The 21,872-nt window shown below is 67.8% G+C and carries 16 protein-coding genes; 8 read left to right on the plus strand and 8 right to left on the minus strand.

Translation table 11 applies throughout. The features are described 5' to 3' along the window. The first annotated feature begins 205 nt into the window (after positions 1 to 205). A complete protein-coding gene (locus P9220_RS18190; RefSeq protein WP_309766493.1) occupies positions 206 to 397 on the plus strand; it encodes a hypothetical protein in 192 nt (63 codons plus the stop codon). Between the two features lie 79 nt (positions 398 to 476). Then, complete coding sequence (locus P9220_RS18195; protein ID WP_309766495.1) at positions 477 to 1,358, plus strand: DMT family transporter; 882 nt, start codon at positions 477 to 479, stop codon at positions 1,356 to 1,358. Here the strand turns inward: P9220_RS18195 and P9220_RS18200 are convergent, their stop codons facing one another. From P9220_RS18200 to P9220_RS18230, 7 genes are all read right to left on the minus strand, one after another. After that, positions 1,359 to 2,591, minus strand: coding sequence for a L,D-transpeptidase (locus tag P9220_RS18200; RefSeq protein WP_309766497.1), 1,233 nt, complete (start codon positions 2,589 to 2,591; stop codon positions 1,359 to 1,361). It lies immediately after the preceding gene. A 96-nt stretch (positions 2,592 to 2,687) separates the two neighbouring features. Next, positions 2,688 to 3,221: a hypothetical protein gene (locus P9220_RS18205; RefSeq protein WP_309766499.1), complete on the minus strand. Its 534-nt coding sequence runs from the start codon at positions 3,219 to 3,221 to the stop codon at positions 2,688 to 2,690. Between the two features lie 120 nt (positions 3,222 to 3,341). Beyond that, the gene (locus tag P9220_RS18210) at positions 3,342 to 6,593 is read right to left on the minus strand and encodes an ATP-binding protein (protein ID WP_309766501.1); all 3,252 of its coding nucleotides are present in this window, start codon (positions 6,591 to 6,593) and stop codon (positions 3,342 to 3,344) included. Positions 6,594 to 6,706: 113 nt separating this feature from the next. Continuing rightward, positions 6,707 to 8,455: a S10 family serine carboxypeptidase-like protein gene (locus P9220_RS18215; protein ID WP_309766502.1), complete on the minus strand. Its 1,749-nt coding sequence runs from the start codon at positions 8,453 to 8,455 to the stop codon at positions 6,707 to 6,709. Between the two features lie 35 nt (positions 8,456 to 8,490). Next, positions 8,491 to 10,092, minus strand: a complete 1,602-nt coding sequence (locus P9220_RS18220) for a S53 family peptidase (protein WP_309766503.1) — start codon at positions 10,090 to 10,092, stop codon at positions 8,491 to 8,493. A gap of 179 nt (positions 10,093 to 10,271) precedes the next feature. Beyond that, the gene (locus P9220_RS18225; protein ID WP_309766505.1) at positions 10,272 to 11,189 is read right to left on the minus strand and encodes a DUF72 domain-containing protein; all 918 of its coding nucleotides are present in this window, start codon (positions 11,187 to 11,189) and stop codon (positions 10,272 to 10,274) included. Continuing rightward, a complete protein-coding gene (locus P9220_RS18230) occupies positions 11,186 to 11,584 on the minus strand; it encodes a GFA family protein (RefSeq protein ID WP_309766507.1) in 399 nt (132 codons plus the stop codon). Before P9220_RS18230 ends, P9220_RS18225 begins: the two co-directional genes overlap by 4 nt. A 139-nt stretch (positions 11,585 to 11,723) precedes the next feature. Here P9220_RS18230 and P9220_RS18235 point away from each other — a divergent pair, with 139 nt between their 5' ends. Beyond that, the gene (locus tag P9220_RS18235; RefSeq protein ID WP_309766508.1) at positions 11,724 to 13,043 is read left to right on the plus strand and encodes a GNAT family N-acetyltransferase; all 1,320 of its coding nucleotides are present in this window, start codon (positions 11,724 to 11,726) and stop codon (positions 13,041 to 13,043) included. Here P9220_RS18235 and P9220_RS18240 read toward each other — a convergent pair. Beyond that, on the minus strand, positions 13,024 to 15,057 hold the full coding sequence (locus P9220_RS18240; RefSeq protein ID WP_309766510.1) for a tetratricopeptide repeat protein: 2,034 nt from the start codon (positions 15,055 to 15,057) through the stop codon (positions 13,024 to 13,026). The genes P9220_RS18235 and P9220_RS18240 overlap by 20 nt on opposite strands. A gap of 379 nt (positions 15,058 to 15,436) precedes the next feature. Here P9220_RS18240 and P9220_RS18245 point away from each other — a divergent pair, with 379 nt between their 5' ends. From P9220_RS18245 to P9220_RS18265, 5 genes are all read left to right on the plus strand, one after another. Next, positions 15,437 to 16,132, plus strand: coding sequence for a 2Fe-2S iron-sulfur cluster-binding protein (locus P9220_RS18245; RefSeq protein ID WP_309766512.1), 696 nt, complete (start codon positions 15,437 to 15,439; stop codon positions 16,130 to 16,132). A gap of 11 nt (positions 16,133 to 16,143) precedes the next feature. Beyond that, a complete protein-coding gene (locus P9220_RS18250) occupies positions 16,144 to 17,133 on the plus strand; it encodes a xanthine dehydrogenase family protein subunit M (protein WP_309766514.1) in 990 nt (329 codons plus the stop codon). Continuing rightward, positions 17,130 to 19,346, plus strand: a complete 2,217-nt coding sequence (locus P9220_RS18255) for a xanthine dehydrogenase family protein molybdopterin-binding subunit (RefSeq protein ID WP_309766516.1) — start codon at positions 17,130 to 17,132, stop codon at positions 19,344 to 19,346. The genes P9220_RS18250 and P9220_RS18255 overlap by 4 nt, the downstream gene beginning before the upstream one ends. A gap of 219 nt (positions 19,347 to 19,565) precedes the next feature. Continuing rightward, entirely contained in the window at positions 19,566 to 20,147 is a 582-nt protein-coding gene (locus P9220_RS18260; RefSeq protein WP_309766518.1) for a nucleotidyltransferase family protein, read from the plus strand. A 102-nt stretch (positions 20,148 to 20,249) separates the two neighbouring features. Next, complete coding sequence (locus P9220_RS18265; RefSeq protein WP_309766520.1) at positions 20,250 to 21,770, plus strand: UdgX family uracil-DNA binding protein; 1,521 nt, start codon at positions 20,250 to 20,252, stop codon at positions 21,768 to 21,770. The last annotated feature ends 102 nt before the right edge of the window (positions 21,771 to 21,872 follow it).

Here is a 21,872-nt window from a genome sequence, read left to right on the forward strand (position 1 = left end):
ATGGTTCCCCGGCGTGTGGCGAACTCGCGTCGGTAAATATTATTTCGTGATCCGTAACATATGGACGATGTCATCCGCGTGACAGCCGTGCGAAAGGCCGATACCCCGCATCGGGCAACGCATTCTTTCCGCGTGGTGTGCAATACGCGGGCAAGCGTCCGTTAGACTCGCGGGTCCGCAGTCATGCACCTGAATGAGGCCAACGATGTACAAGAAAGGCGTGGTCATCGAAATTCAATTCCCGCCCGAGCGACTCAACGACGCCGCCGGCGATCCCTACTGGATCGACCTCACACTCGACGAGGCGCGCCGCCTTCATGCGCAGCTTTCGAGGCGCTTCGCGAGCGGGAAGGACGCCCGCGCGAATCAGCCGCTCGACACGTTCTCGATCGAATAGCAGACGCTGTGCACGGTTGAACAAGACGACGCGCCGCAATCGCGCGGATACTGCGCGTTTTCGTCCTCTTTCTCGGCTCATGTTCTCGTTGCTGACCGCGCCCGTGTTCGTGTTCCTCTGGTCGACGGGCTTCATCGTCGCGCGGGCGATCACGCCGTATGTGGACCCCAATCTGTACCTGCTCGCGCGCTTCTGCGGCACGGCGGTCCTGTTCGTCGTGCTGGCGCTGGTCGCGCGAGTGCGCTGGCCGACGGGCCGCGACGCCGTGCGCCAGTTGGTCGCCGGCGCGCTGCTTCAGGGCGTCTACCTCGGCGCGAGTTACTGGGCCGTCGCGCGCGGGCTCGGCGCGGGCGTGATGGCGCTGCTCGGCGCGTTGCAGCCGCTCCTGACCGCCGCTTTCGCCGCGCGTCTCTTCGGCGAAAAGCTCTCGGCGCGCGCATGGGGCGGCCTTGCGCTCGGGCTCCTCGGCGTCGCACTCGTGCTCGCTCCCAAGATCGCGGAGAGCGCCGCGCCCGCCTCGCATGCAGCGGGGGCTGCGCCGCAATGGCTGGTGGTCACGGTCGCGATCCTGGCCGTGTTCGCGATCACCGCAGGCACGCTTTACCAGAAGACGTCGCTGGCCAACGCGGATATTCGCAGCGCGAGCGCCTTGCAGAACGCGGGCGCGGCCATCGTCGCGGCGGTGCTCGCCGTATCGCTCGGCGAGCACCGCTTCATTCCGTCGATGACCACGTGGCTCTCGCTTGCCTGGGGCATCGTCATGCTGTCGGGCGTGGCGACGACGCTGCTCGTGTGGATGGTCCGGCGCGGCGACGCATCGCGGGCGACGGCCTTGCTGTTTCTCGCGCCGCCGCTCGCGGCCATCGAAAGCTACGTCGCGTTCGGCGAGACGCTCGGCGCGATCCAGATCGCAGGCTTTGGCGTCGCGCTGGCGGGCGTGCTGCTGGCGAGATCCGGCTGATCAATCGACGTGGATCGCGGCCGCCGGCACCTGCTGGCGCGCGGCCTTTCCCGGTCCCGGCGACCACGCGGGCCGCGTCTTTCTCGCCGTATCGATGACGACGAGATAGTGGCCGGCCCACGGCGTCGTCTGCCGATCCGGCTTCAGCACCCATATCGATTGCCCTTCGGCCGCACGCGCTTCGTATTGGGCGTCGAGAATGCCGTGGTGATCGAAGAACGCGTTGAGCGTCGACGGGATGCGCACGCAGCCCTTCGAATGACGCATCCCGAGCACCGGTTCGAGCTTCTCGGGATCGGTGGCGTGCATCTGGAAGCGCATCGGCGAGACGCCGCCTTTGCCCCAGCCGCGTTCGCCGTCGACCCAGCCGAAATCGTAGATGCGCATGTCGCGCGCGCCGTAGCCGCGGATTTTGAACTCGTTGAGCGTGCCTTCCGCGCGGAAGTCCATGTTGCCCGGCACGTGCTGGAACACGCCGAGCGGCGTCAGGAAGTGGTCGTAGGATCCGGGGCGTCCCGTCGATACCGGCGATGCCCCGGTCATCGACCACGCATCGCCCGGTTTCGCGCGAAAGTAGACGAAGACCGCCTGCACGTTCTCCGCGCGATCCACGAGAACCACGAACTCGTTCGCCAGATTACCGTGGCCGTTTTCGTCGAGCGCACGCTGAAGCGCGCGGCCATAGGCTTGCTGATCGGCGGCCGGCACGTCGAGGCGGCGGTCGACTTCGCGCGCGAACGCCTGCCGCATCGCGTAGGCGCCTTGGGGCGCGAGACCCGTTCGCTGCGCGATGTTCGGCTCGGGCGGTTCCGGCGGCAGCGGCGCCTCCGGCACGGCGGCTTCGGATGCCGCGCTCGCCGCCGATGCCGCTTCGGCTGCCGACGCGGCCGACGCCTCCGCGGCCTCCGAAGCCCGCGATGCAGCCGACGCATCCGAGACCGCTTGCGGCGGCATCGGCACCGGCATCGCGGGAAGCGCCCGCGCGGGGGCGCTCACGGTTTGCGGCGCGCTCGCGGCATGCGGCAGCGGCGGCGCGGGCGGAATCGCGACACGCCCTTGCGCGACCCTTGCCGGTGCCGAAGCCGGTGTCGAAGCCGGTGCCGAAGCCGGTGCCGTCGCTCGTCCCGCCTGCTGCGCGCTGGCCTGCGCCGTCATCAGAAAGAGGACGGCAAGCGCCGCAACCCCGGTTTTTCGCGCGCCGAACGGCGTCTTGTTGGTTCCTGCCTGCTGCATTGATGGACCCGCTTGAAGCTGAAACGACAAGCGAGCCCCGGAGCAACGTTCATACCGGCGCCGCATGCCGTTGCGGGCGGGTTGCGATCCGACTCGTCAGAGCCCCTTGCAGGACATGCTGGACAGATTCGGATACCGGTTCGGCCAGTCGCCGGCCATCGCCGATTGCGCGGCCCTGAGCGTGATATCGCCAGTGCAGACGCAACGCTTCAGATAGACCGCGAGCCGCTCCTTGCGACGCTGCCCGGCGCGGCCTTCCCAGCGCCGCAGGTCGAGATTGGCGGGCGAGTTCGGCGAGCCGCCGAGGATCACCGGCATGCGGTGGTCGAGCGCATATTCCGAGCCGAACGACGCATCGACGCCACGCTGTTTGAGCAGCCGGTCCTTCTGGCGCATCTGCATCTCGAACGACGGCAGCACGCGATCGACGTATCCCGACACGCAGATGGTATCGACGATGGTCGCCTGCGTGACGCGCGCATCGAGCCAGTCTGACCGCTGCGCGCGAGCGCCGCCGCCGGACACCGCGATAAGGGCGACCAGCGCGATGACGGCCGGCGACGCCACGCGCCCGATGCGGCGGCGGCTCTCGACGCCGCGCGGATTAACGGAGGTGTCGCTTCGATTCATGCCTCGATGAACTGGACGAGCGGGACAAGCGGATGGCGCGGCCATCGCGTGGCCGCCGGTTTTCGAGATGAACGGCGGTTCAATTAAAACACACGATCGCAGCGGCGCGAGACGCGTCTGTCAGACCGACAGGCGGGCGACGGCGGCATCGAGCGCCGCATCGAGCGTGCGGGCCTCGCGCGTGAACGCGGCGAACGATACGTCGATATTCGCGTCGTCTTCGCCGTTGCGGTCTTCTTCGATGACGCGTTCGCAGTCGCGCTGAAGCACGACGCACGCCTGCATGAACGGCGCAGCGCCGATGACCGCCGCCGCGCCTTTCATCCGATGCGCGATGTCGCGTAACAGCGCGTGATCGCACGCGTGCATCGCGGCGTGGGCTTGGTCGAGGTCCTGGGCGTTGGCGGATCGCAGGGTGTCGATCAGCGTCGCGGCCTGATCGCCGAACGCGTTCAGCGTGGCCTGATCGAAGACGGGGGCGCGGTGCGGAAGTTCCGGCGCCGGCGTGGCTTGCGCGGCCGGCACGGCGCGTCCCGCCTTCACGCCCGCCACCGACAGGACGGCCTCACGCAACTCATCGAGCGAGATCGGCTTGACGAGGCACATCGTCATGCCCGCCGCGACGGCCCGCGACGCCGCTTCCGGCTGCGCATTCGCCGTCAGGCCGATGATCGGCGTCGCGCGCGCGCCCGGCGCATGCTGCGCTTCGTCCGCGCGGATCGCTTGGGCGAGTTCCTCGCCGCTCATCCCCGGCATCGAACAGTCGGTGACGATCACGTCGAATGCGCCCGGATCGGCACGCCAGCGTTCGAGCGCAGCACGGCCGTCGGCTTCGCAATGCGTCGCGCCGCCCAAGAGCCGCACCTGTCCTTCGAGGACGATGCGGTTCGCCGGATGATCGTCGACGATCAGCACGCGCGTGCCCGCCAGCGCCTGCTGCGCGCCGGCCGCCGCCTCGCGCGGCGCAGCCGCCCCGGCATGCTCCGCTTTTGACGCCGGAAACGCGACGCGCACCGTGAACCGCGTGCCCTTCCCCGGCTCGCTCGACAACTCAATGCTTCCGCCCATCATCTCCACGAGCCGCTTGCATATGGTCAGCCCGAGTCCCGTGCCGCCGAAGTGCCGCGCGCCGCCGTCGTGGGCCTGCACGAACGGCGTGAAGAGGGACGCCTGCCGCTCGGGCGGAATGCCGATCCCCGTATCCGATACCGTGAGCGTCAGCGCGCGCATGCCGTCGAGCGGCGGTCCGGCGTCGCAGGCGAGCGTCACCGCGCCGTGATCCGTGAACTTGATCGCGTTCGACAGCAGATTGCCGACGACCTGCCGCAAGCGTTGCCCGTCGGCCATCACCCACGCGGGACCGCCCGCGCCGTCACGCTCTGGCACCAGCGCGATGCCCTTCGCGCGCGCGGCCGGCTCGTAGATCGACGCGACGCTCGCGATCCACGCATCGATATCCATCGGGGCGGGCGCGAGCACCAGGCGCTCCGCCTCGATCTTCGCGACATCGAGCAGGTCGTCGATCATGCCGAGCAGATCGCGCGCCGCGTGATGCGCGGTCTCCAGCGAACGCTTCGTCGCGGCGCCCTCGCCCGGCGCGCGCAGTTCCAGCTCGAGAAGGCCGAGCACGGCGTTCATCGGCGTGCGGATTTCGTGGCTCATCGTCGCGAGAAACGTGGATTTGGCCCGATTCGCGGTTTCCGCTTCCTCCTTCGCGGCGCGCATCGCTTGCTCGGCGGCGATCCGTCGCGTGATCTGCACGCGCAGCGAGACCGCCCACGCCGCAAGCAGGATCACGAGCGCGCCGCCCAGCGACGCAGCGAGTTCGATCTGCGGCAGCCGGCGTTCCCACAATGCTTCGGGATGCTCATCGAGTTTCCAGCGCGCGTGGATCGCTTCGAGCTCGTACGGCGGAAGCGCGGCGATCGCGCGATTCAGGATGCCGAGCAGCACGGGTTCGTCGCGCGCGACGAGCAGCACATGCGGCGACGGCCTGGCCGACAGCACGCCGCTGATCTTCAGCTTGCCGCGATACGGATTGCCGACCGCATAGCTCGCGAGCTTCATGTCCATGATCGTCGCATCGGCATGGCCGTTCACGACGGCCTGCAGCTGTCCGTCGATCGGAGTCGTCTGCACCACGCGCGTCGCCGGCGCGAGCTCGCGGATCATGGCCCGCGCCGGAAACTCGGGCGGCAGCGCGAGCCGCTTGCCCGCGAGCGCCGCGGCATCCTGCAGCGGCGGCGCGTCCACCCGCGTCACGATGGCGATGAGCCCGTCGCCGAAGGGCACGGTCGGCACGAGGTTCCGGTCGGCGTAATCGCGCGGCATGCCGAACGGCACGAACGCGGACGCGCCGGTTCGAAGGTCGTGGTCGATCTGCGCGGCGTCCTTGCGCAATCGTCCTTCGAAGCGCAGCCCCGAAACGCCCGATAACGCGGCGAGCAGATCCGGCACCAGGCCGGCCGGATCGCCCTGCGCGTCGCGGAAAATCAGCGGCGGCGCGTTCGCGACCATCGAGTAATGCACGATGGGATGCGTCGCGACCCACGCCGACTCCTCGGGCGTGAGCTTGAGCGGATGCTCGGCCGATACGGCGGTCATCGCGGCATTCCAGCGCGCCCGCGCGACGATCATCACGCGCGGCGGCAGCGAGGCGAGCGCGGCGTCCACACGCTGGCGCAGGGCATCGGCGCCCGGCCGTCCGGTTGCGAACGCGAAGCTGTATCCGCCTTCGTCGAAAGGCGCGGCGCCGGTCGCGACGAGGCCGGGAAGATCGAGATGCCCGATCGCGTAGGCGACGGCGGTCATGTCGCCGACGAACAGATCGGCTTCGCCGAGCGATACCGCGAGCAACGCCGCGACGGTGCCGGGATACGCGGCGGGCGTCATCGACGGATAGGCGGCCTGCAAACGCGCCCGCGATGTCTGCGCGTCCACATAGGCAATGCGATAGGTCGGCGCGCGTTGCTCAAGCGGCTCGACCAGCACCATTTGCGTCGGCATATACGGCCGGGAAAGCGCGAGCGGGGGGCCGGCGTCCTCGCCGGTCGCGCCCGTGGCCATGTCTATTTCCCCGCGGGTGAGCGCACCGATGAGCGCGGCGCGATCCGGATAGAACCGCCATTGCGGCTGCATGGCGAGCGAACCCGCGACCGCCTGCGCGAACTCGACGGAAATGCCGCGCGGCTCGGCGTTCGGGCTCGCCGCCGTGTCGGCCATGTCGAGCGGCGGGACGATGCCGGGGACCGCGCCGATCACGAGAGGCTGCGATGCGTGCGCGTGCATCCCGCTGACCGCGACGCATACGAGCAGCCAGGCGATGATCGACACGAAGCGCCCGACGCTTGCGGGCTTTGCGGAATGGAACAACGCTGCACCCCTTGTGCGGGCGGTGCAGCCAGTGTGGCAGAAACGGGCGGGCGCGCCAATCGGACAGGACAGCACGCCCATGCTGCCCGTTGCAGGCAGCGAAACGCCTGGCGCTACTGCTCCGCATTCGCGGGCGAGAGCGCCGCACCGATCTTGTCCGCCGTCGTCTTCTGCAACATGATGATGCGGTTCATCGCCGCATGGTTCGAAGTCGCCTCTTCGTACATCTTCGCCAGATCGGCCTTCAGTTGCGTGCGCGAGCCGCCGTCGAGATAGACCATGTGCCCGGACGGATAAAACGTCGCGGACAGGTTCTGCCGCACGGTCTTGTCGATGAGCGGCATCTGCTGAAGATCGAGGATCGTCTGGTAGAACGGCGTGACGAAGTCGTACATGCCGTTCGCGGCCAGCACCTTCAGGTCGACGTTCAGCGCCATCACCGCCGCGAGATCGCCGGCCGTGTAGAGAACGATGTCGCCCTTCGCATCGACGCCCTTCTCCGCGCCGGTCGGATCGGTGTGCTTGAAGTCCCAGTTGACGAACGCCTGATCGTTGAGATCCGTGAACGATGATGTCGACGTGAACTTCAGCTGCTCGTTCAGATAGCTGTTCCACATCGACGTGTAGACGCCGCTCACCGCTGTCATCGTCGGGTCGTTGCCGCCGGAGTTCGGATCGATCTTCCCTGCGATGCCCGTCGATATCGCCGTCACGCGGCCATCGTAGGAACCGAGCGCCTCGCCCTTCGACTTCAGCAGCGTCGTCAGGAAAAGCGAGTTGCCGCGGCTGTCGTAAGCGGCGATATCGAGGCTCCACGCGAGCAGCGTCACCCGGTCGATGCCCGTGAACTCCGCGAGCTTTTCGACCACTTCGTCGTCCGTCTGCGGGAACTTGCGCAGCGCGTTCAGGTAGTCCGTGCGCGCGAATTCCGCGACTTCCTCCATGAAGTTGACGAGGTTCGGCGGCGTCGGATGGACGCCGAGCTTCTTGTGATACCACGCATCGGCGGCGGCGGTCGGCAGCGCGCCGACGGGGTTGCCCGCCTGGCTGTAATCCAGAATGGACGATTGCAGCGTGATGCCGTTCAGATCGACGCCATCCTCATGCAGCCGGTACGCCAGCACGCAGCTGCGCGCGGTGCCGTACGACTCGCCGAACAGGAACTTCGGCGAATTCCAGCGGTTGTTCTTCGTGAGATAGCGCTTGATGAACTGCTTGATGGAATCCGCGTCCTGATCGACGCCCCAGAAGTCGCGATTCCTGTTCGGCGCGATTGCGGCCGAATAGCCGGTGCCGACCGGATTGATGAAGATGAGATCGCTCTTGTCGAGCAGGCTGTCCGGGTTGTCCTCCATCTCGTACGGCGCGGGCGGCGTGAAGCCCGGCATCGAGGTCTTGATGCGGCGCGGCGCGAACGAGCCGAGCAGCACGAATACCGACGACGAGCCCGGCCCGCCGTTATAAAAGAACGTGAGCGGGCGCGCTTCCTCCTTCGCGCCGTCCTTCGTGAACGCGACGTAGAACATCTTCGCTTCGGGCTTCGAACTGCTCGGATCGACCGTCACGAGATGGCCGACGGTCGCCGTGTACGCGATCTTCTCGCCGCCGACCGTCACCGTGTGATGCGTGATCGCGGCGTTTTCGTCGGCTTCGCCCGGGTCGATGGAATCGTCGGGACCGTTGCCGTACGCGACCGAATCGAAATACGGCTGATCCTGCCGATGCTTCTTCCCCGCGCTTTTCGCGGGCGCCTTCGCTGCGGGCTCCTCGGCCGCAGGCGGCTCCTTGATGCCGCCCGGATCGGGCGCGACGCCAGTTCCCGTGGCGGGAATGCTCTTCATTTCCAGTGGATCGGAGTTCATCGTGGTCGCTCCAGAATCGTCGTCGTGGTTGTTGTTCACTGACTTGCCTCAACTGTTACGTGGCTCGGGGCGGGCGCGAGCGCGGCGGCGACCTTCGCGCCGTCGGGACTGCCGAGCCCCGTGCACGCATCCCATCCCGATGCCGCCGCGAAGCTGCCGTTGTTGCCCTCGGTGATGTCGCGGCACGCGGCCTTCGCCTTGTAGAGCTTCGGATTGACGAAGCCCGACGGCGAGCCGTGGATCGCGTTGATGCGCGCGATCAGCGCGGCCCACAGCGGCGCGACGGCGCTCGTGCCGCCGACGACCGTATCGTCGCCGTCGATCAGCACTTCGTAGCCGGTGAGCGGCGATGCGTCGCCGCAGACATCGGGCACGCCGCGCTTCGTCAATGGCGCCTGATGCCCGCCGGAGCGGGCCGCGTGCAGGCCCTTTTGCCACACGGGCAACGCAAAGACGCTGCTCACTCCGCCGCCGCCCGCGCCGCCCTGATCGCCGTCGTTCCAGACGACTTCGCGCGTGATGCCGTGCGCCGTGGCCGCGAGGCTCGTGCCGCCGCAGCCGAGCACGTAGGGGCTCGACGCCGGGAAATCGACGTGATCGGCGTCATCCCCGACGCCGTCCGACGAGCCGCTGTCGCCCGACGCCGCGCACACCGTCACGCCGAGCGCCGCCGCGCTCTGCAGCACGTCGTTGAATGCGCTCATCGACTGCGACGACCAGTTCGACTCCGGCCCGCCCCAACTGATCGACACGACCGACGGCCGGTTCGTGTTGTCGTGGATCGCGCGATTGACCGCATCGACGAAACCGGCGTCGCTGTTCGGCGCGAAGTACACGGCGATGCGCGCGCCCGGCGCGACCGCCCCTGCGATTTCGATATCGAGCGTCACTTCGCCATCCGGACCGTTGGGATTGCCGGTCGGCGCATTCTTCGCGCGGTCCACGCCGATCGCGACGACCTTCGGGGCCTTCACGCCGAGCTTCGAGAAGTACGCCGAAAGATCGCTGTCGCGATAGCCGCCGCCCAGTTCGATGATGGCGATGCATTGGCCCGCGCCGTCGCCATCGGGGAAGTGGTAGAGGCGTGCGAGATCGACCGGCGAGAACGAGGTCTGCGCCGCGCCGCGAAGCGGCCTGAACGGCGGACGAAAACGGAAATGCGGACGCGCCTGCGGCTTGCTGTCGAGGCCGAGCACGGCCGTGACGGCGTCGTGGATATCGTCGGGCACGTTGACCGGGCCCGCGCGCCCGCGATATTCGCCGATGTTGTGATGCTGGAAGCGTTCGAGCTTCACATCGAAAGCCTTTTGGAACGCGTCGATGCTGCCCTTCAGCACGACGCTGCGCGTGCCGGGTTCCGCGCGCACGACCGACAGGCCGTAGCGCCCGGCGAACTGCGTGACCTTGCGGACGTCTTCCTCGGATGCGCCGAAGCGCTTGTCGAAATCCTCGCGCGAGACCGGCTGCGCGGGGGCGTCGCCGGCGTCGATGCGCGCCATCATCTGGCGAAAGCCTTCGGCGTCCTTGCGCCGCAGCATCACGACGACTTCGATCTGTTCGCCGGGATCGCAATCGCCGATGCACTTCGCGCCTTCGGGATGAATCTTGTCGGTGCCGCTCACCGGTTGCTTCGCCATGATATCGATGCTCCTTGCAGGCTATGGACTTCTTGAGAGTTCCGGTCCTGTCGATGTCGCGCATCGTAAGGTGCGCGAAGCACGCTGCTTATCGTCGTATTTTCCGGACGCGAATGCAATCGCCGGGACCGTGCGACCAAGAATGCGGCGGTCCCGGGACAATGCGTGTCCCGGTCGATTCACGCTTGCACGATGCTCGCGGCGCTCGCCGGCTCGATGCCGAGGCGCTCCATCAGGCGGCGGGCATCGAAGGGAGCCTTCACTTTCTGATCGTTGTCGAAGTAGCAGTACACGTCGCGCGAAGCACGGCGGCGCGCCGCAGCCGATGTGATGAGCCTCGCGTCCTCGACTTGCCCGCCCGCCGCCCAGTGCTCGATGCGCCGGGCCCAGCCGTCGAGCGCGTCGTCGGAATAAGCGCCGCCATAGAGCGTCTCGGTCCCGTGCAGCCGCATGTAGACGAAGTCGGACGTCAGGTCTTCCGCGTAAGGCCAGTCCGCGACCGAATCCGACACGACGAGCGCCGCGCCGTACTTGCGCAGAAGCCGCACGAAGGCATCGGTGCAAAAGCTGTGATGGCGTATCTCGATGGCGTGCCGCAGCGCGCGCTTGCGGCCCGCTTCGCACCACGGGTCCTTGACGCGGGTATCGTGCTGCTGCGCGAGCGCGACGGCGGCGTGCGTGTCCTTCGGCAGCAGCTGGAGAAAGCGTTCGAACGCTTCCGGCTTGAAGCTGAAGTTCGGCGGAAACTGCCACAGGAACGGCCCGAGCTTGTCGCCGAGCGCGAGCACGCCCGAGGCGAAGAAATTGGCGATCGCGGGAATCGCCGTCTCGTCGCGAAAGCGCAGCATGTGCGTCAGATAGCGCGGCCCTTTCACGCTGAACACGAAGTCCGCGGGCGTGGCGTCGTGCCACGCGCGATAGCTCGATAGCGTCTGCAGCGAATAATGCGAGCCGTTGATTTCGACCGTCTGCACCGCCCGCGACGCGAATTCCAGTTCACGCGCCTGCGCCAGTTTCTTCGGATAAAACACGCCGCGCCAGCCGGCATAGCGCCAGCCGGAAATGCCGATGCGGATATGCCCGCCCGCCGCGCTCATTTTGGCCGGTCTTCCGGATATTCCGTGCGCACGCCCGCGGGCAGCCACGGCTCGCGACGCGTGCACCACAGTTCGTAGGCGGGTTCGAAGACGCCGGTTTCGTCGAATGCGCCGAGCGGCAGGTCGACTTCCGGATGGCTCGCATATTCCATGTACGCCACCGATCCGCACACCGGGCAGAAATGCCGCCGCCCGTCTTCGGAACTGCGCCACGTCTCGAGCCGTCCGCTCATCTCGACGTCATCGCGCGCGAAGATGGCGTACGCGCCGAACGCGGAGCCGTGCACGCGGCGGCACGTCATGCAGTGACAGAGCGAGACGCGCCGCGGCTTGCCGCGCGCGCGGAAACGAAACGCTCCGCACGCACAGCCGCCTTCGTGGATGTCGGTGTTCATCGTGCGCTCCGCAGTCGAGGTCGAAGTCTTCACGCCGGAAGCACGTCACGCGCCCGGTCGATCGCGCCGCCCGCCGCCGGCCTCCCTGCGTCGTCGCACGGTTTGTTACGATAGCCCATCACGATCGGAGGCGGCACTCATGACGACATCGGGCATCGCAGGCAGCAGCACGTTATCCCTCTTGAAGCTCCTTCCCGGACCGGGTTCCGAATTCGGTCCCGCGGCGTCCGATCTCGCCGCGCACGTTCTCTCGCATCAGCGTTTCGATCCGGCGGCAGGCGCTGCGTTGCCGCGCGAGACTTTCCACGGAATGACCGTCGACGAAGCCATGTCCGACGAGTACGTCTTTCCGCTCGGCGACACCGGGCAGTCGATCGTGCTGTCGGGCTATCGCATCGCGGCGGGATTCATCGCCGAGCGCGCCGCCGACGAGTGGCTGGAACTCGCGCACAAGGAGCGCGTGGCGCGCGGTCTGCCCGCCGCGCCCGAGGCCGACGAGCCGCCGCTCGCGCCCGATCCCGCCGAAGCCGATCAACTGCTCGATCGCGCGCTGGATTGCGCGCAACGCATCCTCGATCCGGTCGCGGGCCAGCCGCTTCTCTCGCTGTTCGAAGCGCACTATCGCGGAGGGCGCGAATTCCTGCGTCTTTCGTGGGAAGGCTTGCCCGAGGATCTGGTGCCCGAGTCGCGCCGGCCGCTCGCCGCCCTCGCCTCCGCGATGGACGACGGCGAGCGCCGCGAAAAGCGCGATTACGATCCGTACGGCCTCGTCGGCACCGATGATTACGATGTGGACCGGCCGCTCGCGTATCGCGAGAAGATCGGCCCGTTTCTGTTCACGATGACGTATCGCCACGAGTATCCGCAAGTCGACGACGAGCGCCTCGGCACTGCGTTCGCCGTGTTTCACGAAGCGGGCAGCGATATCGTCGCGGCGGCGGCGGAACTCAAGCTCGTCAAGGTGCCGCCGCTCACGAGCAGCGCCGATCTCGTCTATACGCTCGACACGTATTCGGGCGAGATGCTGTCGCTCGCGCTGGCGTCGACGGAAGCGCTCGGACAGGCGCGTCTGTGCGACGTGTACAGCACGCATCGGGTGATCTATATCAGCATGTGGGAAGTGCGAAAGCCGTGGCGCGGCGAAGGGCTCGGCGTCGCGCTGCTGCATCAGGCGCTGGAGCGGCTTCCCGTCGATGTCGACGGCCGGCCGAACGCGCTATGCGTCGCGCCGGAGCCGTATCAGGTGGACATGCGCCACTTCGACAAGCTGCCCGCCGTGCTGCGCGAAGAACTGAAAGCGCCGGGCCGACGGCTCGAGGCGCACCTGACCAGCTGGCTCGAACGCTCGAAGCTGCCGATCGCCATGCATTTCTTCGTGCCGATGGCGCGGCACGCGGGCATCGGGTCGGCGGGCGAGAATGCGCAGTGGATCGACAGGATCATGGAGAGCGAGGCGTGATGCGCTCGTCGCGCCACGTCGCGAGTTCGTCCGCGACGCGCGCGAGCACCGCGTCCCACTGACCGGGCGCGGCCTGCCGGAAAAGCCGCGCGGTGGGATACCACGGCGAATCGTCGCGCGCGTCGAGCCAGCGCCAGCACGCGTTCGAGCACAACAGCACCCACACGGGCTTGCCGAGCGCGCCCGCGAGATGCGCGACCGACGTATCCACCGAAATGACGAGGTCGAGCGAGGCGACGATCGCGGCGGTATCGGCGAAATCGGCGACGTCGTCCATGAATTCGAGCGGGCGCAGGCGCGCGGGCAGCGTTGCAAGTTGCTCGCGCACCGCCGGGCCTTTCTGCAGACTGACGAACGTGATACCGCGCTGTTCAAGCAGCGGCTCCAGGTGCCGCACGTCAAACCAGCGGCGGCTGAACATGGCGAGCGGGTCGGCCAGCCACGGACGCGGCACGCCGCCCCACACGAGGCCGACCTTGAGCGTATCGGCAGGCAGGCGGGTGCGCCACCGATCCACCCGTTCCGCCGATACGTGCAGATAAGGCGTGCCGCACGGGATGGAATCGAGCGTCGTGCCGACGACCGCGGGCACGCTCATCAGGAAGCACCAGTAGTCGTGCGGCGGCAAGGTCGCCAGCGCGTCGCGGCCGATGCACTGCGCGACGCCGTCGACCGATTCGACGAGCGTGATCAACGCGTTGGGACACACGACCGTCAGCTTCTTTGCGCCACGCGACTTCAGTTCGGTCACGTAGCGGCAGAACTGGAGCGTGTCGCCGAAGCCCTGCTCGGTGATGACCACGAGCGACTTCCCCGCGAGCGGCTCGCCGCGCCATTGAGGATAAGACAGTGACGGACGCTCGACGACCTGCTGCGGCAGGCCATCGTCGTAGCGCGCCTCGAAGCATTGCCAGCCTTCGGTGAAATGGCCGGCGCGCAGCAATGCCGACGCGAGATGAAGTCTCGAGTTGGCGGATTCGGGATCGATGCGCAGAACTTCGCGAAACGCGCCCTGCGCCTCGTCCGAGCGTGCGCCGTCTTCGCCAAGCAGAATGCCCAGATTGTGATACGCAGCCGTGAAGTCCGGCATGAGTGCGATTGCCCGGCGATAGGCGGCTTCCGCTTCTTCCAGCCGTTCCGGCCGGCCCTGCGCGGCTTCGCGGAACAGCACGTTGCCGAGGCCGAAGTGTGCGTTCGCGCAATCCGGCTCGATGGCGATCGCGCGTCGATACGCTTCTTCCGCCTCCCCGACGCGATCGAGCCGGACGAGCGCTCCGCCGAGATTGATGAGCGCCCCCACGAAATCGGGACGCAGCGCGAGCGCGTTCCGATAGGCGCGCTCCGCCTCCGCCTGATCGTCGAGCGCATTGCCGAGGTTGTAGTGCGCGTCGGCCCAGTCGGGGCGAGCCGCGACCGCCTGCCGCAGTTGCGCCGCCGCTTCGTCCAGTCGCCCGCAGTCTTTCAGCAGATTGCCGAGATTGTTGTGCGCCTCGGCGTGGGCCGGACGCGCCGCCAGCACCTGCCGGTACGCCGCCTCGGCCTCGGGCAGACGGCCGGCGCGCGTCAACAGGCTGGCGAGGTTGTAATGCGCTTCCACGAAATCGGGCTTCAGCTTCAGCGCCTCCCGGAACCAGTGTTCGGCTTCATCGCGATGGCCGAGCTGATCGAGCGTGTTCGCAAGGTTGTACTGCGCCTCGACGAACGCCGGGCGCAGCTCGATCGCCTTTCGATAGACCGCCTGCGCTTCGTCGAGCCGGCCCGCGTCCTTCAGCGCGTTGCCGAGATTGCTGTAAGGCCCCGCGTCTTGCGGATGTTCGTCGATCGCGCGCCGCCACCAGACTTCGGCCTGCTGCTTCCGGTTCGCGCTGTACGCGCAGACAGCGGCGAGATCGAGCGCGGCCAGATGAGCCGGAACGCGGTCGAGCATCGGCGCTAGGGCGGCGAGGGCATCGTCGAAGCGGGCGTTCGAATAATGGCAAAGGGCCGCGTCGTAGCGGTTCTGATCGAAGGTCATGGCTAACGTAGCGAACGGAATCGACGTCATTTTGCAGCGTGCCCTTCCCCGCGATCGTCACAATTTGGAGCCACCGGGCGAGCGGCGATCGAAATAATCGCGAGCCGGCGCGGGTCGGCTTTACGAACTCATGCAGCTTTTACGTGGTTCTTGCGCGCCACGGGCGGCATCGGCGCATTCAGGCGCGTTGCATGATGCCTGGCATCCAAGTTGCTCGCCGTTGGCCGCCGCGAGCGGCCCTCGCGCGCACCACAACCGCCCACGGACTCGGGCATCGGCGCTTGGCGAACCGACGTCGCATCGGCCGCGAGCGGACAGGCCCCATGAAGACTCGAGCCGAACGGCGTCCTTCTGAACGAGCGAGGAGCCTTCTTTCGCCATGTCCCCAGTCAACAAGCCATCCCCACGTCCCGACGACGCGGCTCAGAAGCCCGCGCGCAGACGCTTTCTGCAATCGGCCGCGGCGGCGGCGGCCGTGACCGCCGCGCCGCTCGCGCCCGCGCAGCAGGCGGGCGCCGATGCGAGCGCAGCGGCGCCGATGCCGCCTTCCGCCGCGCCGACGATGCCCGTCAGGCTGACCATCAACGGTCATCCGCATGAACTGCAAGTGGAAGCGCGCACGACGCTGCTCGATGCGCTGCGCGAATACGCCGGCCTGACCGGTACGAAGAAGGGCTGCGACCGCGGCCAGTGCGGCGCGTGCACGGTCATCGCGGGCGGCAGGCGCATCAACTCGTGCCTGACGCTCGCCGTGATGCACGAAGGCGAAACGGTGACGACGGTGGAAGGCCTCGCCCCCGCCGCCGATGCGCTGAGTCCGCTGCAGCAGGCGTTCATCGAAAAGGATGCGTTCCAGTGCGGCTACTGCACGCCGGGCCAGCTGTGCTCGGCGACCGCGCTCATCGACGAATTCCGCGCCGGCGACGCCAGCGCCGCAACCGCCGACGTGCGCTATCGCCCGCCGCAACTCTCCGACGATGAGATCCGCGAGCGCATGAGCGGCAATCTCTGCCGCTGTGGCGCGTATCCGAACATCGTGGCGGCGGTGAAGGCCGTTGCCACGACGCGCAGCTGAAGGAGGCGCACATGGACGCGATTTCCTATCAGCGCGCCGCCGACATCGGCTCGGCGATTCAGGCCGGCAGCCAGCCGGGCACGGCGTTCATCGGCGGCGGAACGAACCTGCTCGACCTGATGAAGGGCGGCGTCGCGCGGCCCGTGCGGCTCGTCGATATCACGCATATCGGCGGGCTGGATACCATCACGACGCTGCCCGACGGCGGCCTGCGCATCGGCGCACTGGTGCGCAACAGCGATGCCGCGAATCACACCTGGGTGCGCGAGCGTTATCCGCTGCTGTCGCAGGCGTTTCTCGCGGGGGCGTCGGCGCAATTGCGCAACATGGCGACGGTCGGCGGCAACCTGATGCAGCGCACGCGCTGCTATTACTTCTACGACACCGCCTTCCCCCAGTGCAACAAGCGCAATCCCGGCAGCGGCTGCGCGGCGCTCGACGGCCACACGCGCATTCACGCGATTCTCGGCGCGAGCGAGCAATGCATCGCGACGAATCCGTCGGATATGAGCGTGGCGCTCGCGGCGCTCGATGCCGTGGTACGCGTGAGCGGCCGGGATGGCGAACGCACCATTCCGTTCGCGGAGTTTCATCGGCTGCCGGGCGACCGGCCCGATCTCGACACGACGCTCCTGCCGGGCGAACTCATCACGTCGGTCGATCTTCCTCCGCCGCTCTTCGCGGCGCATTCGAAGTATCTGAAGGTGCGTGATCGCGCGAGCTATGCGTTCGCGCTGGTATCGGTCGCGGCGGCGCTGCAGATGGACGGCGACACCGTGAAAAGCGCGCGCATCGCGCTGGGCGGCGTGGCGCACAAGCCGTGGCGCGCGAGCGCGACGGAAAGCGCGCTCGTCGGCAGGACGCTCGACCGGGGCACGCTGCAAAGCGCCGCCGCGCTGGCGGTGCAGGGCGCGAAGCCGCGGCGCGACAACGCATTCAAGGTGACGCTCGCGCAGCGGGCGATCGTACGCGCCGTCGAACAGGCCGGAGGTGTCGCATGAGTGTCATCGGACAACCGCTCGACCGCACCGACGGCGTGCTCAAGGTGACTGGCCAGGCGCGCTATTCGGGCGACAACAGCGAAGCGAAGCTCGCCCATGCGGTGCTGATCACGAGCACGGTGGCGAAGGGACGTATCGCATCGATCGATGCGAGCCGCGCGGAGGCGCTGCCCGGCGTGCTCTTCGTGATGACGCACCGGAACGCGATGCGCCTGCCGAACGGCGGCGTCCCCGATGCGCAGCCGCCCGCCGTGCGCAAGCTCACGCTGCTGCAAACGAACGACGTGCGATACAGCAACGAGCCGGTGGCGGTCGTCGTCGCCGATACGCTCGAGCATGCGCGCGGCGCGGCCCGTTTCGTCGATATCCGCTACGAGGCCGCGACGCCCAACGCGGATTTCCAGCGCGCGAGAAGCTCGGCGTATCAGCCGGAGAAGATGATGGGCCGCGCGATCACGACGCAGCGCGGCGACGTCGATGCCGGCCTGCGCCAGGGAGCGTCGCGCTTCGACGCGGTCTACACGACGCCGAACGAGCATCACAATCCGATGGAGCCGCACGCAACGCTCGCACGCTGGGACGGCCCGAAGCTCACGCTCTACGACTCGACGCAGGGCGTGTCCGGCACGCGGAGCGCGGTGGCCAAATTCTTCGGCATTCCCGATGACGACGTTCGCGTGATCTGCCCGTTCGTCGGCGGCGGCTTCGGCTGCAAAGGGTCGGCGTGGTCGCATGTCGTGCTCGCGGCGATGGCGTCGAAGCAGACGGGGCGGCCCGTGAAGCTCGTGCTCGACCGGCCGCAGATGTTCGGGATGGTTGGCAACCGGCCGTTCACCGAGCAGCGCATCCAGGTGAGCGCCCGTCCCGACGGCACGATGACGGGCATGCGGCACGACGTGATATCGACGACCTCGACGTTCGAGGACTGGACGGAAAGCTCGGCCATCGTCACGCGGATGATGTACGCGGTGCCGAATCAATCGACATCGCACAAGCTCGTGAAGCTGGATGTCGGCACGCCGACCTTCATGCGCGCGCCGGGCGAGACGAGCGGTTCGTTCGCGCTCGAATCGGCAATGGACGAGATGGCGTATCGGCTCGGCATGGACCCGCTCGCCTTTCGCATCAGGAATCACGCGAACATGGAGCCGCAGGAGAAAAAGCCGTGGTCGGGCAAGTCGCTGCTGGAGTGCTACCGGGCGGGCGCCGACAAGTTCGGCTGGAGCAGGCGGAGCGCCGCGCCGCGTTCGATGCGCGAAGGCAACACGCTCATCGGCTGGGGCGTGGCGACGGCGACGTATCCGGCCAATCGCAGCGAGGCGTCGGCGATCGCGCGCATCCTGCCCGACGGCACGGCGGTGGTCGCTTCCGGCACGCAGGATCTCGGCACCGGCACCTACACGATCATGACGCAGGTCGCCGCGGACGCGCTCGGCTTTCCGCTCGATTACGTACGTTTCGCGCTCGGCGATTCGTCGCTGCCGAAAGCGCCGGTGTCGGGGGGATCGCAGTCGGCGGCGAGCGTGTCGCCGGCGGTGCAGGCAGCGTCGAAACAGGCGCGCGAGCAGCTCATCGCAATGGCGATCGCCGATCGGGGATCGCCCGTCGCGGGCCTCGCGCGCGAGGACGTGACCGTGAGCAACGGCTGGGTCGTGAGCCTGTCGGCGCCCGAGAAGCGCGATCCGGCCGCGGCGGTCATCGCCCGCAACGGCGGCAGGCCCATCGAGGCGGTCGCCACCACGCGCCCCGGCGACGAGAAGAAGCAGTACTCGTTTCATTCGTTCGGCGCGGTCTTCGCGGAAGTGCATGTCGATGCCGACCTCGGCACGATCCGCGTGCCGCGCATCGTCGGCGTGTACGACGTGGGGACGCTCATCAACGAAAAGACGGCGCATAGCCAGTTGATGGGCGGCATCGTGTGGGGCGTCGGCTCGGCGCTTCTGGAAAAGAGCGATCTCGACGTGCGTTACGGGCGTTACACCAACGCGAATCTCGCGGAGTATCACGTGCCGGTGAACGCGGATATCGGCTCGCTCGACATTGCGTTCGTCGGGCAGCCGGACCCGCATATCAATCCGCTCGGGGCGCGCGGGATCGGCGAAATCGGCATCACCGGGGTGGCGGGGGCGCTGGCGAATGCGGTGTTCCACGCGACGGGTGTGCGGGTGCGCGATCTGCCGGTCACGCTCGACAAGGTGATGGGAGCAGGCTGAAGGCGGACGCGGCATTCGCGAAGGCGGTCGGTCTCGCGACGGCGTGCGTTGGCTGTTGGGCGAGCGTGGTTGTTCGGCGGTCGCTTTGGTCGGCTGGCATGGGCGCGCACGTGCAGGATTCGCCACGGCACGCGCACGATGGATGGCCAGCGCCGCCCCGCTTGCCGCCGCCTCCGACGCGCTGCACAATCGGCTTCCTTTCTCACCATGGGCAGCACGATGACCTATTCGTCGAACGCGACCGGCCTTCTGCTGGCGGCCGGCCTCGGCACGCGCTTCGATCCGTCGGGCGCGCGGAACAAGCTGCTGGCCCCGCTGCCGGACGGCGCGCCGGTCGTCCTGCAGTCGGCGCGGCGGCTCCTTTCCGTGACGGCGGAAGTCGTCGCGGTCGTGCGGCCGGGCGCGGAAAAGCTCGCCCGCGTGCTGAGCGACGCCGGCTGCAATGTCGTCGTGAGCGAGGACGCGGAACGCGGCATGGGCGCGACGCTCGCCGCCGCGGTGCGCGCAACGTCCAATTGCAGCGGATGGATCGTCGCGCTCGGCGACATGCCGTGGATTGAGCCCGCGACGATCGAAGCGGTCGCGCGTTCCCTCGACGCCGGCGCGGAACTTGTCGCGCCGTGCTATCGCGGCACGCGCGGGCATCCGGTCGGGTTCGGCGGCGCGCATCGCGATGCCCTCGCCTCGCTCGACGGCGACGCCGGCGCGCGCGGCATCCTGGCCCGCGCGACGCCGCTCGTCATCGATGTCGACGATCCGAACGTGCTGCGCGACGTCGACCGACCGAGCGACTTGCAGTAAAGGGCACGACCATCCCAAAAAAGTTGCCTCGAAGCAGGAGCCATCGCTAGAATACTGTATGGATATACAGTACTTTTCAGCCTTTTCTGGTTCCGGTTTCCGATGAAAAGCGTCATTCTCGACCCATCGTTCGCTGCATGGCGCACCGTCGCGCGTTCCCTCGTCACGGAAGGCGTGCCGCCGCAAGACGTGCTCTGGCGCGAGTCCGCCGCGTCGGCCACGGTGTTCGGCACCATCGCCGCACCCTGCGGCCCGGCGGACCCGAACGCGCCGAAGCCGGTGAAAATCGCCCGCGAGTTTCTGACCATGCTGGAGACGGCTGCGTGCTACCGCGCGCCGGATCGCTGGCCGTTTCTCTACAAGGTGCTGTGGCGCTGGACGCAGGGCGATCGCGCGGTCGCGTCGGCTGAAGATGCGGACGGGCATCGGCTGCATCGGATGATCGAGGCGGTGCAGGCCGAGGAAGGCAAGATGCGCAAGACGTTGCGCTTCCGGCACCGGGATGCGTCGCTCGGGCCGCCGGAGTTCATTAGCTGGTGCGAGCCGGTGCATGACCTGCTGGAACACGCCGCCATGCATTTCGCCACGCGCATGGGCAGCGCCACGTGGATGATCGCCACGCCCCACGGCGCGGCGTTCTGGGACGGTGCGCTGCTGCGCGTGGACCGCACGAGCGAGCCGGAGGAAAAGCCAATGGATTTCGGCGTGAGCGCCGATTCCATGAGCGGCGAGGCGGTCAGCGGCGACGCCATCGAGGCGTTGTGGCTCGCGTATTACGAGAGCACGTTCGCGCCGGCGCAGGAAAACGCCGCGGAAATGGCGTCGCACATGCCGGTGCGTTACTGGAAGAGCCCGCCGAACGAGCGCGCCGATCCGGCGCTCATTGCCCGCGCGGACCCGTACACGCGGCGCGACAGCCATCCGCGCAACGTGCCGGACGACATGGAAGTCGCGCTCAATACGGATCTCGAGCCGCTCAAGGGCACGTCGCTGAAGGAGCCGCCGTCGCTCGACGCGTGCAAGCGCTGCTCGCTCTGGCGCAACGCCACGCAGGCGGTGCCGGGCGCGGGCCCGGCCGGTGCGCGCGTGATGCTGGTCGGCGAGCAGCCGGGCGATCAGGAGGATCGCGAGGGCAAGCCGTTCGTCGGCGCGGCGGGCAAGCTGCTCGACGAGGCCATCCGCGAGGCGCAACTGACGCGCGAATCGCTGTATCTGACGAACGCGGTGAAGCACTTCAAGTGGGACGAACACGGCGAGCAAGGCGGCGAAGGCAAGGAACGCCTGCTCGTGACGCCGTCGCAGCGCGAGCGGGAGGCGTGCCGCTACTGGCTCGACGAAGAACTGGCGCGCATTGCGCCGAAGGTGGTCGTCGCGCTCGGGGCAACGGCGCTCAAGGCGCTGACGGGGCATCGCACGGCGTTGTCGGAGTATCTCGGCAAGACGATCGAGCACAAGGGGCGCATCGTCGTGCCGACCTATCATCCGTCGTATCTGCTGCGCCTCATCGACGACAAAGTGCGCGAGGAAGTGTTCGGGACGATCGTCGAGGCGCTCGTGTTCGCGCAGCAAATCGCCGACGGCACCGCGACCGTGCGAACGCCCGTGAAGGACCGCACCCGCTGACGGACGCGCTGGCAAATGCAACAGCCCGCAACAGGAAGAAACAAAACGAAAGCAACGTCAACGATCGTGTAAGCCGTGCGTTGAACCGATGTCGCGCTTGTT

Source organism: Caballeronia sp. LZ016, from assembly GCF_031450805.1.
In the GTDB taxonomy this organism is placed as follows: domain Bacteria; phylum Pseudomonadota; class Gammaproteobacteria; order Burkholderiales; family Burkholderiaceae; genus Caballeronia.